At 57.8% G+C, this 16,387-nt stretch carries 16 protein-coding genes and 1 tRNA gene; 5 read left to right on the forward strand and 12 right to left on the reverse strand.

Annotated features, from left to right (window positions below; genetic code table 11):
* Window positions 1-82: 82 nt before the first annotated feature.
* The 11 genes from BKA12_RS05080 to BKA12_RS05130 all read right to left on the reverse strand — a co-directional run bounded on the left by BKA12_RS05080 (window position 83) and on the right by BKA12_RS05130 (window position 9,465).
* A complete protein-coding gene (locus BKA12_RS05080) occupies window positions 83-259 on the reverse strand; it encodes an alpha/beta hydrolase (protein WP_183641188.1) in 177 nt (58 codons plus the stop codon).
* Between the two features lie 30 nt (window positions 260-289).
* Window positions 290-892: a lipase family protein gene (locus BKA12_RS05085; protein ID WP_183641190.1), complete on the reverse strand. Its 603-nt coding sequence runs from the start codon at window positions 890-892 to the stop codon at window positions 290-292.
* The gene (locus BKA12_RS05090; RefSeq protein ID WP_183641192.1) at window positions 873-1,679 is read right to left on the reverse strand and encodes a hypothetical protein; all 807 of its coding nucleotides are present in this window, start codon (window positions 1,677-1,679) and stop codon (window positions 873-875) included. The genes BKA12_RS05085 and BKA12_RS05090 overlap by 20 nt, the downstream gene beginning before the upstream one ends.
* A gap of 754 nt (window positions 1,680-2,433) precedes the next feature.
* Window positions 2,434-2,507, reverse strand: a tRNA-Pro gene (locus BKA12_RS05095).
* A gap of 118 nt (window positions 2,508-2,625) precedes the next feature.
* Window positions 2,626-4,164, reverse strand: a complete 1,539-nt coding sequence (gene der, locus BKA12_RS05100) for a ribosome biogenesis GTPase Der (RefSeq protein WP_183641194.1) — start codon at window positions 4,162-4,164, stop codon at window positions 2,626-2,628.
* 67 nt (window positions 4,165-4,231) lie between these two features.
* Window positions 4,232-4,975 (reverse strand): (d)CMP kinase, encoded by a 744-nt coding sequence (cmk, locus tag BKA12_RS05105; RefSeq protein WP_183641196.1) that lies wholly within the window; start codon window positions 4,973-4,975, stop codon window positions 4,232-4,234.
* A complete protein-coding gene (locus BKA12_RS05110) occupies window positions 4,975-6,084 on the reverse strand; it encodes a prephenate dehydrogenase (protein WP_183644588.1) in 1,110 nt (369 codons plus the stop codon). Before BKA12_RS05110 ends, cmk begins: the two co-directional genes overlap by 1 nt.
* A gap of 73 nt (window positions 6,085-6,157) precedes the next feature.
* Window positions 6,158-7,198, reverse strand: a complete 1,041-nt coding sequence (locus tag BKA12_RS05115; RefSeq protein WP_183641198.1) for a pseudouridine synthase — start codon at window positions 7,196-7,198, stop codon at window positions 6,158-6,160.
* Window positions 7,195-7,752 (reverse strand): SMC-Scp complex subunit ScpB, encoded by a 558-nt coding sequence (scpB, locus tag BKA12_RS05120; protein ID WP_246361606.1) that lies wholly within the window; start codon window positions 7,750-7,752, stop codon window positions 7,195-7,197. The genes BKA12_RS05115 and scpB overlap by 4 nt, the downstream gene beginning before the upstream one ends.
* On the reverse strand, window positions 7,742-8,581 hold the full coding sequence (locus tag BKA12_RS05125) for a segregation and condensation protein A (RefSeq protein ID WP_338087435.1): 840 nt from the start codon (window positions 8,579-8,581) through the stop codon (window positions 7,742-7,744). The genes scpB and BKA12_RS05125 overlap by 11 nt, the downstream gene beginning before the upstream one ends.
* A 47-nt stretch (window positions 8,582-8,628) precedes the next feature.
* Entirely contained in the window at window positions 8,629-9,465 is an 837-nt protein-coding gene (locus BKA12_RS05130; protein ID WP_246361854.1) for a ParA family protein, read from the reverse strand.
* A 379-nt stretch (window positions 9,466-9,844) separates the two neighbouring features.
* On the opposite strand from BKA12_RS05130, the gene BKA12_RS05135 reads away from it, so the two are divergent.
* The 3 genes from BKA12_RS05135 (at window position 9,845) to BKA12_RS05145 (ending at window position 12,226) form a co-directional block, all read left to right on the forward strand.
* The gene (locus BKA12_RS05135; protein WP_183641203.1) at window positions 9,845-10,036 is read left to right on the forward strand and encodes a hypothetical protein; all 192 of its coding nucleotides are present in this window, start codon (window positions 9,845-9,847) and stop codon (window positions 10,034-10,036) included.
* 63 nt (window positions 10,037-10,099) lie between these two features.
* Complete coding sequence (locus tag BKA12_RS05140; RefSeq protein ID WP_183641205.1) at window positions 10,100-10,492, forward strand: zinc-binding metallopeptidase family protein; 393 nt, start codon at window positions 10,100-10,102, stop codon at window positions 10,490-10,492.
* 480 nt (window positions 10,493-10,972) lie between these two features.
* Window positions 10,973-12,226: an IS30 family transposase gene (locus BKA12_RS05145; protein WP_338087527.1), complete on the forward strand. Its 1,254-nt coding sequence runs from the start codon at window positions 10,973-10,975 to the stop codon at window positions 12,224-12,226.
* 84 nt (window positions 12,227-12,310) lie between these two features.
* Here the strand turns inward: BKA12_RS05145 and BKA12_RS05150 are convergent, their stop codons facing one another.
* Window positions 12,311-13,597, reverse strand: coding sequence for a cation:dicarboxylate symporter family transporter (locus BKA12_RS05150; protein ID WP_183644594.1), 1,287 nt, complete (start codon window positions 13,595-13,597; stop codon window positions 12,311-12,313).
* 162 nt (window positions 13,598-13,759) lie between these two features.
* On the opposite strand from BKA12_RS05150, the gene BKA12_RS05155 reads away from it, so the two are divergent.
* The gene (locus BKA12_RS05155) at window positions 13,760-15,664 is read left to right on the forward strand and encodes an ATP-binding protein (RefSeq protein ID WP_183641207.1); all 1,905 of its coding nucleotides are present in this window, start codon (window positions 13,760-13,762) and stop codon (window positions 15,662-15,664) included.
* A 1-nt stretch (window position 15,665) separates the two neighbouring features.
* The gene (locus BKA12_RS05160; RefSeq protein WP_221228058.1) at window positions 15,666-16,367 is read left to right on the forward strand and encodes a response regulator; all 702 of its coding nucleotides are present in this window, start codon (window positions 15,666-15,668) and stop codon (window positions 16,365-16,367) included.
* The last annotated feature ends 20 nt before the right edge of the window (window positions 16,368-16,387 follow it).

Consider the following 16,387-nt stretch of genomic DNA (forward strand, 5'->3'; position numbering starts at 1 on the left):
GACGACGCCGTCAGCCACAACAATGTATCAACATTCAACTATCGACTGTAATTAGTGATCCCAGATGTCACTTCTGGAACTGTTACCTAGTCCAGTCAATAAGTTCTTGAAGAAATGGAGAGTCGCCTTCCACAAGTTCCATGTGTCCACGACCGGGATAGGTGCGGAAATCGACCTTCTGCCCGTCTTCCTTCAGTTGAGCGACGTAATTCTCTTGGATCTCAGGCTTGATCAGGCCGTCGGCTTCGCCTTGAGCCACCAAGAGTGAGTCAGAAATCAGAGCGCTCGGTTAGTTCTGGTTGAGTCGCTCCCCCAAGGCTCCTGCCAGTGGATCGCGATAAAAGATCTGTGGATCGCGACTCATCGAGACGGCGTCCAAGAGTGACACCAGCAAATCTGGGCTGGCCAAGCACCGCTCCGCCATGCTTCGAATGAAAGGTTCAAAGCCCGGGCGCACATACTCGTGGAACGTAACGTCTGGGTAGATCTCGGTAAACGCCATGATGGCAAAAGATGCGACGACGCTATCGCCGGTAATACCGCTGAGGCTGCCGATGAGCGCCTTGAGATCGCTCGCTGGAGCCATCGCGGCCACGCCGCTCAGTGGTACGTCTGGGGCGTAGGTAGGAGCGATCTTGCCAGTCCACAACGCTGATCCGCCGCCTTGAGAGTGTCCCCACGAAACGGTTTTGTTGCTCAACTTGAGGTCTTGAAGCTGTCGAGCTGCGCGAACTGCGTCCAGTTCAGCCCGAGCAGACTCGGGTCCCATCAAATACGGATGCAGGCCAGGCGTTCCCAAACCGGTGTAGTCCGTGGCCACCAGAGCCCACCCCTGGTCGATGACCTGCGGCATGACCCTCAAGCCGCCAGATTCAAAAGGTTCTACTTTCAACGACGATGCGCTTTTGCGCGCAACCCGTAGTTCCATGGCTCCACGCGATGACCTGAACCGGGTCGGAGCTGTTCTCCGGCGCAACCACCAGACCACTGGCTACGATTGCGGTGCCGTCACCCATCGTCGTCGTATACAAAATCCGCCATGCCTTCGCGCCGGAAGGAATCTTGCGGGTGAATTCTTCGGCGCGAATCAGCGAGCCCGGAGTCTCCGGCACATCGCGCGGTGCGGCGTAGAACTCGTCAACGACAGGGGCTCCGCCGCGCACGTTGAATGTGAAAACCGCGGCAGCGATGACGACCGCAAGGGTGACGATCGCCGTCGTAGTCCGGGCGAACCGACGCCAGAATCCATGTTCCTTCGGCGCTTTCGGGGTACGCGTAGCAATGAGCCGCCGCGCTTCACGGATGCAAGTCAGAATGAGCTGCGCACCGAAGACGAGCGACTGCACCAGCAAGGTGACGCCAATCCAGAACAGAGACAAGATGCCAAAGCCGATGAATGAAACACCGAAAGCACCGTTGGCGATGCGTGCGTCCAGCGAATCGCCCTTTGCGAAGGCTAGAAGGCGCCGGATGCCATTGATGACGAGGCCCACGGCAATAGAAATGACCAAAAGCCGGACGGTCAGGCCCGAAAACAGCAAGATGAAGAGGCCGCCCGCGCTTCGGAACCACGGTGAGACCCACTGATCTCGAGAAGCGGGATAACAGCAGTTCCAACGGGCCGGTGCCTCGATACCGCGTCCAGAGGACCGAATAATTCTTGCTGAGATCGACGACATTGACGAAGCTCAAAAGCAGCAAATAAAGCGTGAGGGCCATGGGTCCCATTGCCACAAACAGGCTCAACCAACTCAGACGATATTTATTCAAGATCAGCACTAGGCCCGAGACGAACACGGACACTCCGGCGCTATAAGCAAGAGCGAACGGTAAATTTGTATGAGGTGCAAAAAGGGCCAGCCGCACCAAGGTGGTGAGGTGAACCTCGCGTCCCGCCCTCTAAGGCAGTCGCGTCAGGAAACCCAATCACCGTTTCCCGAAAGATCTCAATCATAGTTTGGGGGGCCACAAGCTCATCCGCTCCGAAGATGCTGCGCATTCCGCATCATCTTCGGAGCCATTCGACGTGATGCTGAAGAGTTATCCCAGCTCTTCAACGTACGGATCTACCGCATCACTTTCGCCATTCAAATCTGCGGTGATCCCGCAGAGGACTCAAATACTTACAGCGTAATCTACGGGTATAAAAACAATTAATTGTTTGTCAAGTTAATGGTCAAATCTGTGACTGGAGTTCGACTGAATATCAAGTCAACGAGGAAAGACTCAAGATCATGGATTCGACTTGAACGCCCTACTTTTATCAGGCTATTCCTCTATTAGGTGACGTGAGAGCGCCAATCGGCATCCGCCTTGCGGAAAAGGCGATTTAATAACGTGGATCCGGAAGTGGCCGATCTGGAGTTACTCGGCAAACAAAAAGTCCTGAGCCACAACTCATTCGAAAATGATGTCGTGGCTCAGGACGAAATGTCGGGCTAGCGGGATTTGAACCCACGGCCTCTTGACCCCCAGTCAAGCGCGCTACCAAGCTGCGCCATAGCCCGCGGTTGTCTACGCTCGAAATTTTCTCAATTCCGGCGAAACAACTTCACAAGTCTATATGACCTGCGAATTGTTCGCGAATTCGTAGACGGTCGATTGCAACACTTTTGACAGTGCGAATTACTTCTTACGGGAGCGCTTTTCACGCACGCGCATAGAAACTTCGATCGGCGTTCCTTCGAAGCCGAAGGTCTCGCGCAAACGACGCGTGATGAAGCGGCGGTAACCAGGATCCAAGAATCCGGTGGTGAACAGCACGAACCGTGGCGGACGTGCGGATACCTGCGTTGCGAAGAGGATACGAGGCTGCTTGCCGCCACGAACCGGGTGCGGATTTGCAGCTACGAGTTCGCCAAGGAACGCGTTGAGCTTGCCGGTTGGAATGCGCTTGTCCCAAGACTCGAGCGCGATATCCAAGGCAGGAACCAAGCGGTCCTTGTGCCAGCCGGTCTTCGCCGAGATGTTGACGCGCGGCGCCCATTCAACGTGCGCCAAATCCTGTTCGATTTCGCGCTCGAGGTAACGGCGACGGTCCTCATCCATGAGGTCCCACTTGTTGAACGCAAGAACGATGGATCGTCCTGCTTCAATCGCCATGTTCAAGATACGGATGTCCTGTTCAGACAAACGCTCGTCGACGGCCAAAAGCACCACAGCAACTTCTGCCTTTTCCAAGGCAGCCTGGGTACGCAAGGATGCGTAGTAGTCGGCACCCTGGGCCATGTGCTGACGGCGGCGAATACCTGCGGTATCCACGAAGCGCCACACTCGGTCACCGAGCTCGATGAGTTCATCCACCGGGTCACGCGTGGTGCCGGCCATGTTGTCCACGACAACGCGGTCAGAGCCAGCAAGCTTGTTCAGCAAGGAGGACTTACCCACGTTCGGGCGGCCAATCAGGGCCACGCGGCGCGGTCCGCCGATAGGGATCATTCCACCGTAAGCGGAGTGCTCAGGCAGCTTCTCCATCAAGTCATCAAGGAAGTCGGCAACGCCGCGGCCGTGAATAGCGGAGACCGGGTATGGCTTGCCCATGCCCAGTGCCCAGAGAGCTGCCGCTTCTGGTTCCTGGTTGAAATCGTCGATCTTGTTGGCGATCAAGAAGACTGGCTTCTTGATACGGCGCAACAACTTCACGACGCTTTCATCGGTAGCGGTGGGGCCAACGGCTGCGTCCACCACGAACACCACAACGTCGGCAAGATCAGCGGCGATCTCGGCCTGTTCGGCAACGCGAGCGTGGATGCCCTTGGCATCGTGCTCCCATCCACCGGTATCAACGATGGTGAACTGGCGTCCGGCCCACTCAGCAAGATAGGAAACGCGGTCACGGGTCACTCCCGGGACGTCTTCTACAACGGCTTCGCGGCGGCCCAAAATACGGTTAACCAGCGAAGACTTACCAACGTTCGGGCGGCCAAGGATGGCAACGACCGGCGGGATAACTGCTTCGCGCTCTTCGAATTCGTCGCCGTCAGCAGCCCACAAGAGGCGCGCGTCGTCTTCTTCGAGTTCGTAGTCTTCAAGACCCGCGCGCAGGGATTCGGCGCGTAGGTTGGCTTCTTCGTCAGAAATGGCTTCGAGTCGCTCAGCAAGCTTGTCATCCCCCTCCGGGACGTACTCCTCGCCAGGCGCGTCGTGGAACGTCGAGTCGGTCATAAGGTGTCCTTTGGATGTTGGAAGGGGTAATACGTCAGCTGTTCGGGTTTTGAACAGACCTTCTAGTCTACCGGTTTTTCGCGGCCACTTGGTGCGCTACTGAGTTGAGCACGGCCTCAACCGTCTGCCCAAAATCTAATTCAGTGGAATCCACCGTGTCCACACCGTCTGCGGCCTCGGTGAAACTTGTGGTGGCGGAGTCCTTCTTGTCCCGTTCGGTCACAATTTTCTTCAGGTCCTCTTCGGAGTACGACGACGCCAGCTCACCTTCAGCGGACTCCGTTGCGGTGGTATTCAACTGCAGTCCGCGACGAGCTAAGCGAACTTCTTCGCTTGCGGTCAGGAGAATGCGCGCTTCGGCGTCCCGGGCCACCACGGTGGTGATGTCTCGGCCTTCGGCAACGATGCGTCCGGCGTTCGTGATGATGGCGCGCTGTTGCGCGATGAGGAACTGGCGCACTTCGTGGATGCCGGCAACGGCAGATACGTTCTGGCTCACGCGTTCCGAACGAATGGCTTCGGTGATGTCCGTGCCATTCATGACCACGCGCTCAACATCGGGATCCGTGGAGAGCTCCAGCTGGCCGGCGGTGACGGTGTCGATGATGAGCTGCTTGGTGGATGCGTCGGTAGACGTGAGGTCGATGCCCTGTTCGAGGCACAGCCACGTGGCGGCACGGTACATCGCACCGGTGTCCAAGAATTGAGCGTCCAGGCGACGCGCAGTCTCCATGGAGACGGACGACTTGCCAGATCCCGAAGGACCGTCGATGGCAACTACTAGCGTGTTGAGTGCTGACAATTCGCTCATTACTTCACAACTCTCCACTTCAATTTCTGCAAAACGGCTTCAAGCTCCGCCTCTTTGCCTGGCAGCACGGAAATTTCCACCATGCCCACCGGACGGCCACTCGCGTGATCCATGCGGAGGTCTTCAAGGTTGATGTTGGCGTCGCCCACATCCTTGAGCAAGCGCGCAATCTGACCGGGCTTGTCATCGACAAGCACTGTGACAACGGCAAAGGACTGCGGTGGAGCGCCGTGCTTGCCTGGGATACGTGCGTGGCCTGCGTTTCCTTCGCCGAACAATTCGGCCAGGTCCAGCAAGGCGCCGTTCGCTTCGGGGTGGTGCAAGGTCGAGATCAGACGGTCAATGTCTTCGCGCATGCCCTCAAGGTGACCCACGATTTGAGGAGCGTTGTGCGCCAAGATCTGGATCCACAAACGAGGATCGCTCGCCGCGATGCGGGTGGTGTCCCGCAAACCGTTTCCTGCGAGCGCCAACTGAGTGGACTCGGCGTTGAGCAGTCGGCTCGCCAGGAGCGAAGCGGTAATCTGCGGCATGTGAGAGACCAGCGCTACGGCGTGGTCATGGCTCAATGGATCCATGTAGGTGGGAACGCCACCGAGGTCTGCCACGAGTGAGCGTGCCGTACGAATGGCTCGTTCGCTGGCGGTGTCATGGGCCGTGATAACCCAGGGGTTGGCCACGAAGAGTTCACCGCGGGCGGCAGCGGGACCGGACTTCTCACGGCCGGACATCGGGTGCGTGCCGACGTAGCGGGTCAATTGTTCTGCGGTCAGTGAGTCATCGGCCAGCAAGGTGTTCAGAATGCTGGACTTCACGGACGCAATATCAACCACAACGGCGTGTGGGTAATCCTTCAGGGCTTGGGCTACTGCTGCCGCCGTCACATCCGGCGGAGCTGCACACACCACGAGTTCAGGCGAGAGAGTCTCCCCCGACTTGAGGATGGTGCCGGCCCCTACGTCCTGAGCAATCTGCTGGGCGCTCGGCGAAGGATCCTGCAGGCGTACGTCGAGTCCAGCTCGGCTCAAGCCCAATCCTACGCTGGCACCCAAAAGGCCGGTGCCGATCACGAGGATCGGCCCGTTTAGGTACGTTGCGGCAGTCGGCACAGCGGAAGAAGCAGTGACAGCGGAAGTCGCGGCAGCGGCGTCGTCGTCCTTGAAGATCTCACCCACTGCAGGCTTACAACCCTACGGAAGCCAACAAGTGGCCTACTTCTTGTGGGCCGAGTGGGCGCACGTTGCCGACCTTCTGGTTGCCCAGGCGGATAGGTCCAACCTCGAGACGAACCAAGCGGACAACCGGGTGGCCTACGGCGTCAAACATGCGGCGCACAATGCGGTTCTTGCCGGAGTGCAGCACTACTTCGCACAGCACCTTGCCCGGGGATGAGTCCACGAGCTTGAACGAATCAACCTGTGCAAAGCCGTCTTCCAGATCGATGCCTTCGCGAAGCTGCTTTCCAATGCCGGGGCCCATGGGTCCCTTGCACTGCACCAAGTAGGTCTTCGGCACTTCGTAGGACGGGTGCGTCAAACGGTTTGCAAGCTCGCCATCGTTGGTGAGCAAGAGCAAGCCTTCAGTGTTCTGGTCCAGACGACCCACGTGGAAGAGACGATCGGCCTGGTTCGGCTTGAGGAAGTCGGTGATCGACTTGCGGCCCTCAGGATCGCCCATCGAAGACACCACACCCTTGGGCTTGTTGAATGCGTAGTAGCTCAAGCGCTCATTGAGCTGCACGCGCATGCCATCGACGTGGATGACATCCTTTTCAGGATTGACCTTGGTGCCGAGCTCCATGACGATCTCGCCGTTCACTTCAACGCGACCAGCGGCGATGATCTCTTCACACTGGCGGCGGCTAGCTACGCCCGCGTTGGAGAGCACCTTCTGCAAACGAACGCCTTCTGAAGAATCCGCGCGGGAGTCCCAGTTAGGCTCGGTCTTGCGGACAGGACGCTTCGCGTTGGGAGTCTGTGGGGTCTTGGCAGGGCCGAGATTGCGGCCGAAGCGCTCTTGGCCGAAAGCCTTAGGTCCCTTCGGACGGCTTGGGCGGCCAGCGCCAGCCTTGCCACCAGCACCGCCCTTACCTCCGGCGCTCGACGCACCCTTTCCGGCACCTTTGCCCGCGCCGAAACCCGAGCCCTGACCATTTCCGGCAGGCTGACCTCTGTGTCCGCGTCCTTGACCGGATGCGGAGTTGGAGCGTGGTCCTTGGCTCATGAGAATTGTCCTTCAGGGTTGTCTTCGAATTCGTCGAGTGCATCAAGGCCCGGCAAAAGCGGGGAGATGGGAGGCAACTCGGAAATACTGCTAATACCTAATCTTTCCAGAAAAGCTGGAGTTGTTTGGTATAACGTGGCGCCGCTCTCAGGATCGGCCCCCGCTTCGGTCACTAAACCGCGCGTTACAAGGGTTCGGATCACCGAGTCAACATTGACTCCGCGAATGGCCGCAACACGACTGCGGCTGACAGGTTGACGGTACGCCACAATCGCTAATGTTTCGAGTGCCGCCTGTGTCAGGCGGCTTGTCTGGGCTTCAAGAACGAACTTGCCGACCACGTCACCGTATTCGGGACGAGAGAAAATTCGCCAGCCGCCGGCGATTTCTCGCAGTTCAAAGCCGCGTCCTTCGTAGTCCTGGACAAGCTCTCTCAGCAAAACGTCAATCTCGTTCGCCGGAGCTTCGAGAACTTCGGCAAAGCGATCCGTAGTGACCGGAATGTCTGTGACCATGAGGATTGCTTCAAGAGCGGGTTTGAGTTCACTCGCCATCTGGGTCTCCTCCTTCGTTGGTCCCTGCTTTGTTGGTCTCCACTGATTCTGCCTCATCGAATTCGTCTGTCACCGCGGTGGCATCGAATTCCTTCTCGCCAGCGCTCCACCGCACTACGAGGTCACCCAGCGGTGCGGCTTGATCAAAGGAGATGAGCGCTTCTCGGAACAGTTCCAAAATCGCGAGGAATCGGCCCACTACAACTCCCAAAGAATCCGCATCGGCCACGATTTCGCGAAAGGCCATGGGGCGGTGGCCGCGGAGCATCCCTGCGATGATCTCAGCCTGCTCTCGAACACTCACTTTCGGAGCGTGCAAGTGCGTCAGGGACACGTGATCCGGATGAACTGGTTTGGGCTCAAGCGCCTTGCGTGCGAACTCCCCAAACTCTTCAAGGCTGAGCTTCCACACGAGCTCTGGAAGTAGGTGAGCAAAGTGCGGTTCAAGGCTGACGGACCGCGGGAAGCGCACGGATTCTTCTTGGAGCCGAAAAGACATGAACCTGGCTGCTTGCTTGAATGCCTTGTACTGAAGAAGCCGCGCAAACAACAAGTCCCGTGCTTCAAGTGCCGCGACGTCCTCATCATTTTCCGTCTCGCCGCCCGGGATGAGCCGGGCAGCTTTGAGGTCCAGAAGCGTCGCGGCAATGACGAGGAACTCGGTGGTCTCATCAAGAACCTTGGTCCCCCACTGATCTCGCATCGCACGGATGTGGGCAAGAAACTCGTCAGTGACCCGCGCAAGCGCTACTTCAGTAACGTCGAGCTCGTGTTTGCCAATGAGGTTCAGGAGGACTTCAAACGGACCCTGAAAGTTTTCGAGCGACACACTAAAAGCCGGAGCTTTCGGTGTCTCCTCTACCGTCATCGAGCTGTTTACGGTGCGCCGCCGCGGGAAATGAGTTCCCGTGCCAGCTGGCGATACGCGGCTGCACCAGTGTGGTTAGACGCGTAGGAGGTAATCGGTTCAGCAGCAACGTTGGCGTCAGCGAACTTGATGGTTCGGCTGATCACGGTTTCGAAGACCTGATCACCGAAGGCTTCTACCAAGCGGCCAATCACTTCACGAGAGTGCAACGTACGAGCGTCATACATGGTGGCCAAGACGCCATCGATCTTGAGGGCAGGATTCAAACGATCCTGAACCTTCTCAATGGTTTCCACGAGTAACGCGACAGCACGCAAGGCGAAGAACTCAGCGATGAGCGGGATAACCACGCCGTGAGCAGCCGTCAACGCATTGACAGTCAAGAGACCAAGAGAAGGCTGGCAGTCGATCAAGATGACGTCGTAGTCATCGGCGACCTTGCGCAGCGCGCTCGAGAGCACCTGCTCACGGGCCACTTCGTTAACCAACTGGACTTCAGCAGCAGACAAGTCAATGTTCGCGGGAAGAATGTCGATGTTCTCGTATTCAGTCTCGAGAATGGCATCGCGGATACCGACCTTGCGGTCCATCAGCACGTTGTAGACGGTGACGTCCAGCTCGTGAGGGTTGGTGCCAAAACCTGCGGACAAAGCGCCCTGTGGGTCGAAGTCCACCAAGAGCACTTTGCGTCCATACTCGGCGAGTGCCGCGGCCAGGTTGATGGTGGAGGTGGTCTTACCAACGCCACCCTTCTGGTTCACCATCGCAATAACGCGAGCTGGCCCGTGGGACTCAAGAACTGGGGGTTCTGGGAACGTCGTTAACGGCCTGCCGGTAGGTCCCATGACAGGAGGCTCCTTCAGGAGACCGGCTTTCCGCTTTCGCGTTGTCGTAGCCGTACCCTCCGTCATCGTTTCCACCACGTTTCCATCGCTGTTTTCTACGCTCATTTGCCAACAACGTTAGTCCGTTTTCCGCAGGACGTATGGAAATTCAGAAAACTCACGGCGAGCCTTTACCTTAAAGCTGAGGTGGAAGGTTGAGCTTTCTGCTCGTGATGCTTTTCCACCCACTATCCGCGCGACGCCAACGAAACCGCCGGAACTATTCGCCACCCAAAAGACGTTGTCAGCGAGGACTCCTGTCATCGTTCCGCGTAGGTTGCTCAAAGAGAATGTGACACAACTAATAGGACAACACGTTGCCTTGCCAGCATCCCTGTCATTGAGCAACGAAGCTCACTCCACCATGGTGGAGAACTCCAAGTACCTCCACCAACACCCAGAACTCTCCATGGGCGAATCGGCAACCGCCGACCGGCCGGATGAACAGTTCAGTGCGATCGGTTCCGAGACATTCCGCTGTGGCGGCACTGGCGCGGTGGCGGTCATGTCACGCACATGTCGATGGCCCTAGCGACGGCACCAGGCCGTGTTCTCCTTGAACGGGTGTACGTTTGAGCCCAAGGTTCGCACCAAGGTGCTGGAGGCAATTACGCGAATCATCAACGCGGAAGCTGCGGCGTCCGGCGCACCGAATCCACTCATGGAAGAGATCAATGCGTTTCCGCTGCGCTTCAACCACGTGGAGGAATCGGAGAAGTTTCTTTCGATCGCTCGCGAAGAGCTAGGCGAAGAAAACGCTTCAATTTGCCAGTCCCTCATGGGCCCTGAAGACGTCGGGGCGCTCGCGGCGGCCTTGGACGTGCCGCACGTGTATTGGGTGTTGGGCGGATTCGAGCTGGATCAGCATTCGGAGGAAAATCCGGTTCCGGGAAATAACAGCCCGTTTTTCGCCCCGGTCATCGATCCAACCTTGCGCACCGGCGTTCGCGCAGCGACTGCAGCCATCTTCTCCACAGTGAGCGCGTAACCCTCTCCCCTACGGAAATTTCCGTCCCTCACTGAACTCAAAACAAAAAGTACGACGCCGCAGCTTGGGGGCGGATTCTAACGGTCGTTGCAACACCTTGAATTTTCAGGAGTTGCAACGACCGTGTCTGTTTTTTCCGAGAACCGTTTAACGAGGTCGTTAAGATCGCGTGGGGCCAGGATCACTGTTGAAGAGAAGCAGCGCTTCGCTGTTGTCCTTGGTCAAACTGGGCGTGTTAAGGACGCTGCCCAAGTTATCGGGATATCGTTGCCCACGGCGTACCAGTTGGCTAGGAAATATGGGTGGGGATCTTCGGGTCCGGGTTCCATTGGTCGGTCGCGTTCGAAGTACACGCCGGAACAAAAAGCTGCGTTTTTCGCTGCTTTTGAAAAACACCAGAACGTCAGTAAAGCGGCTGGCGAAGTGAATATTCCTTACCCTACTTGTTACCTGTGGGCCGCGGAAGCCGGGTTGAAAACTATCAGACGCGGTGCGCGTCAACGCGAAGAGTTCGTGCGTTTACGAGCCCAAGGCATGAGCCGTCGTGAGGCTACCGAACTGGTAGGCATTCATCCCAGCACGGCCAAGGACTGGGATAACGGTGTTCGCAAGAATGGAAACGGGAGGGTCTATCCCGATGGTCGTGTAGTGAACTACAAAAGTGGGGTGACCACCTATACCCATATCGCCGGCCAGCATCAAACGAGTGCCAGTCCGAGCTTGCGTGCGTTGGAGCAACAGATTGATGCGCGGTTCCTGTCCATGACTGAACGGGAGGAAATCTACGCGATGACCGTTGCAGGACATTCATATCGTCAAATCGCCGTGAAGCTACAGCGTTCACCGTCCACCATCAGCAGAGAGGTCCGCAGGAACTGCTCTATAGGCGGTGCTTACTATCCTCATACTGCGCACCGGCAAGCGGTCGCTCGCAGGTCACGACCGAAGGAAGCAAAACTTGCGCGCCCAGGACGGCTGCGTGATTACGTTGCTTATGGTTTGCGCCTAGGGTGGTCTCCGGAACAAGTCTGCCGTCGGATGGTGGCTGATCACCCTGATGATTTGGAGATGCAGGTGTGTCAGGAAACGGTGTATCAATCGATCTATCTGCAGGCTCGTGGCGGTCTAAAACGGGAAGTCACGCAAGCGCTACGTTCTGGCAGAGCACGACGTAAACCACAGAAAAAGATTGATGAACGTCAGCCGCGTTTCCGCGATGGAATGATTAACATCAGCGAACGACCCGCCACTGTCGAGGACCGTGCGGTGCCTGGCCATTGGGAAGGCGACTTGATCATGGGCGCCGGGAATCTGTCCGCGATCGGAACCCTAGTCGAGCGCACCACCCGGTTCGTGATGCTCGTGCATTTACCCAGAGATCACACCGCCCAGACGGTGCGCGACGGTCTGATCAACACGATGCTGAAGCTACCTGAAGCCCTACGCGGTTCACTGACATGGGATCAAGGAATCGAAATGGCGTTACACAAGTCATTCAGCGCCGCTACAGACATGGACGTGTATTTCTGTGATCCCCACAGCCCTTGGCAACGTGGTTCGAACGAAAACACCAACGGGCTACTACGCCAGTATTTTCCAAAGAGTACAGACCTAAGTCAGTACGGTCCGGAAGATCTCGAACAAGTGGCGATACTACTCAACGGGCGCCCAAGAAAATCGCTCGACTGGAAAACTCCAGCCGAGCGATTACATGAATTACTATCAGAACCCTAGACCGCTAGTGTTGCAACGACCGATAGAAACCGCCGGGTGAGCTGCGGCGTCGTACTTTATTCAGTGGCCCCGAAGGGGACGATATTAGTGCTCGTTTTCAGGAAGCAACGTGTTCTCGTCGAATGGCGAGGTTCCAGCGAGCGTGGCGCGGGCCTGCTCGATGTCGAGTTCGCCGGTCCACTTTCCAATGAGGAAGGAAGCGACTGCGTTACCGGTGAAGTTCGTCAAAGCGCGAGCTTCAGACATGAACTTATCGATACCCACGATGACGCCCATGCCGTCGAGCAACTCGGGGCGGTGTGCCTGAAGGCCTGCAGCCAAGGTGGCCAAACCAGCGCCGGTGACGCCTGCAGCGCCCTTGGAAGCGATGATCATGAAGACCAAGAGGCCAACCTGCTCGCCGAGGTTCATCGGCATGCCCATGGCGGTAGAGACGAAGAGTGCTGCCATCGTCAAGTAGATCGCGGTGCCATCAAGGTTGAAGGAGTAACCGGTAGGAACAACGATGCCGGCAACCGGCTTGGAAACACCTGCGTGCTGCACCTTGGCGATGAGTCGTGGCAAGGCAGACTCGGAAGACGAGGTGGAGAAGATGAGCAAGTATTCGCGGCCCAAGTACTTCATGAGCTGGAAGATGTTCAGGCCCGTCACGAGGCGGAAGAGCGTTCCGAGGACCAAGACGATGAACAGTGCACAGGTGATATAGAAGGCACCCATGAGGATGAGCATCGAGCCGATAGCGGCCCAGCCGGTAGCACCGACCACTGCTGCGATAGCGCCGAAAGCACCAATCGGAGCAACCCACATGATCATCATCATGAGACGGAAAACAACGCCCTGGATGTGCTTGATGCCGGTAAGAACAGGCTCACCAGCCTTACCCATGGACTGAAGTGCGAAGCCAACGAGAAGAGCCAGCACCAAGGTTGGAAGAACTGGGATGTCACCTGGGATCAGGTCAAGCAAGAACTGGACCGTAGGATCCTCGGCACCGCCCGTTGCGCTCTTGTATGGCTGAAGCTTGAGGCCCTCACCTGGGTGGATGAGGTTGCCGACGAAGAGGCCGATAGCCAATGCGAAGGTGGACATGGTCAGGAAGTACGCGAGGGCGAGGCCGCCGACCTTACCAACCGTGGCTGCCTTAGCAACAGAACCAACGCCCAAAACAATGGTGCAGAAAATGATCGGGGCAATGACCATCTTGATCAGTGCGATGAAGCCCGTTCCCAGCGGCTTAAGAGCCTTGCCGAGATCCGGTGCAACGAGACCAACAATGGCACCTGCCACCACGGCGACGATGACCATGATGTAAAGCCAGTGCGTGCGGTCTACATTTTTCTTAGAATTTTCGCGGGTAGGTTCCGCATTCATTTCGGGATCTAATGCTTCCCGCTGATCGATATTACTCAAAGTTACTCCTCATTGAGACAGCAGTGATGATGATCTGCAATGCAACTATCTTCATGCGGAGTGGGGCTCGAAGTACCTTTGCGGTCATAATGGTCATGATCCAAATCACTTAAGGACGGTGTTGTGCACCCCTGGAGCATCGCCCGTCGGCTTTTCGTCGGGCAACTCATGTTCATTGTCTTTGCCACCATGCTGGTGACATGGGCGGTTTTCGTGCACAACCGGGACACGGTCTTTAACCTCGAGCAAGACCGCATGCTCCACACCGCTCGCCTCATGGAAGGCGAGACGGAAGTGATCCGGGCGTATTCCTCCGACAATCCCACGGAAATCTTGCAGCCGTACTCGCTGCGCATCATGAAGAGCGCCAATCTGGCCTTTGCAACCTTCATGGACACCAAGGGCACCAGACTTACCTACTGGGATCCGTCATGGATCGGCACGCAGTACCCCGGAACCATTCAGCCGGCGGTCAACGGTCAGGAATTCACCGAGGTGAGTTCCACTGGTCGGGCGGGGCTCTCAGCGCGCGCGGTAGTCCCCATTCGAGTGGACGGCAACGTGGTTGGCATCCTGACCGTGGGTTCGCGAGTCTCCGAATTGGATATCTTGGCGCAGTCTCAGATTCCCGCCATCCTGATTGGTGCCGGGGTTCTCTTGATCTTTTCCTCGCTCGCGAGTTACTTACTCTCGCAATATCTCAAGAGAGTGACCTTTGGGATGGGGCCAGAACAGATGAGCGCATCCTTCAACTTCATTGACACTGCTCTCCACAACGTCACTGAAGGCATTGTGCTCATTTCCCAGCACGGTCGGGTCCGTTTATATAACGACAAAGCCGCCGAACTGTTGCGCTGGCCCATCATTCAAGCTCGCGAGCCAGGCTTTGATCCTCAACGCACCACGGTGTCCCCCAATGCTTCAGCCACGGGAGCTGTGGGACTACTCGTCAATGACATCGACCTACCCGAAGCGCTCAAAGCGCTCATGATTGAGGGCCGAGATGCCGAAGACGAACGCTACTTCGCCAACGGCCGCATTCTGGTGGTCAACCAACACACGATCGATCCGTCCTCGCGCGGAGCCGTGCGCGGAGCCGTCTCCGGAACCGTCATCACCCTCCACGACGCCACCGACGTTCAAGCGCTCTCCGGCGAACTGGAAAACACTCGCTCTCTCACGGACGCGCTGCGCTCGCAGACGCATGAGCACGCCAATCGACTCCACACGGTCCTTTCCCTTCTGGAGCTGGGCCATACCGAGCAAGCCAAGGGTGTAGTCAGCGAAGCCGTCGGTGCGAGCGACCAGCGTGAGGGATCCGCGGGCGTTGCGCCCGTCATGGAAGCCGTACTCACGGGCAAGGCGGCACAGGCTCGCGAACGCGGCATCGACTTGGACTTCTCGATTGAGCTGACCCGGCGCACGAATTTGGGTTCCCACATCCTCATCACCATCTTGGGCAATCTGGTGGACAACGCGATGGACGCCATCGATTCCATTGGTTCCGTTGGTGCCGCTGACTCCGTTGGTTCCGTTGACGCCGTTGTTGACTCCACAGTGAAGAACGCTGCGCAGGACGGAGCGCAGGACGGAGCGCTGGACGCTCAGAACACCGCGGATGTCGGCGAAGAACAACAACGCTGGATTGAAGTAGACGTCTACGACTCCCCCGCCGAAGAAGGGCGCTGGCTCACCATCATGGTGGCGGATTCAGGCCCGGGCGTCCCGCAAGCGTTGATCGACAGGATCTTCGAGCGCGGCTTCTCCACGAAGGATCGCGGTGAGACGGGCCGCGGCCACGGACTGTGGCTCGTGAATTCAACAGCGAAGCGACTGGGTGGAACGGTGTCCATAGCCCAAGACTCAGGCACTGTCTTCACCGTGGAAATCCCGATTCCGGACACTTTGACGCCGGCCGCCACAACGCGTCCGGCCGTGGTCAGTCACTCCGGTCAGAACTTGGACGAAGAACTCGCTGCGAGCGCCGCCTCCACCAAATCTGTCGACGGAAGCGACTACCGTGGGTGACATGCGCGTTTTAGTGATCGAGGATGATCCCACCACGGGTGCCGCGTACGTCGAGTACTTGCGGAGAGTGGATGGCTTTACGCACGAGTTCACGGCAGGCTCCGTGGCTGAGGCCCAACGTTTCCTTGGTGCCCGGTTACGAGAGACGGGTTCGTTCGGCATTGAACTCGTGCTGATGGACGTTCATTTGCCCGATGGCACGGGCCTCGAAGTGGTCCGCTCGATGCGCAATGTTGGCTACGAAGGTTCCGTGCTCGCCATGACGGCTGCGACGGACCGGGCAACGATTCTCTCGGCGCGTAATCTGGGGGCCGTGCAGTACCTCATCAAGCCATTCACCTTCGCCGACTTTGAATCCCGCCTCGTCGCCTTCAGACGGCTCTCGAGCGAATACATCGGCGGCGGAGAAATCTCAGACCAAGCCGAACTCGACCGCATGTTCGGCGCCTCGACGGAAGCTGCGGCGTCGTCCTCTCTGCCCAAAGGGCTCACGGAAGCAACGCTGGTAGCCGTCAAGGAACTGCTGGCCAACGCCACCACGCCGCTGTCCGCAGGCGAGGTGGGTGAAGCACTCGGGATCAGCCGCGTTACCTCACGCCGGTATTTGGAGCATCTCACCCGCCGTGAGGAAGTAACGAGGCAACCTCGCTACGGCACGCCGGGGCGTCCAGAACACGAATATTCGAAGAACCCCGAGCTCTAGCCGCGGCGGCCAACCACAAC

Origin of the sequence: Neomicrococcus lactis (assembly GCF_014200305.1) — a bacterium.
GTDB classification, from domain to species: domain Bacteria; phylum Actinomycetota; class Actinomycetes; order Actinomycetales; family Micrococcaceae; genus Neomicrococcus; species Neomicrococcus lactis.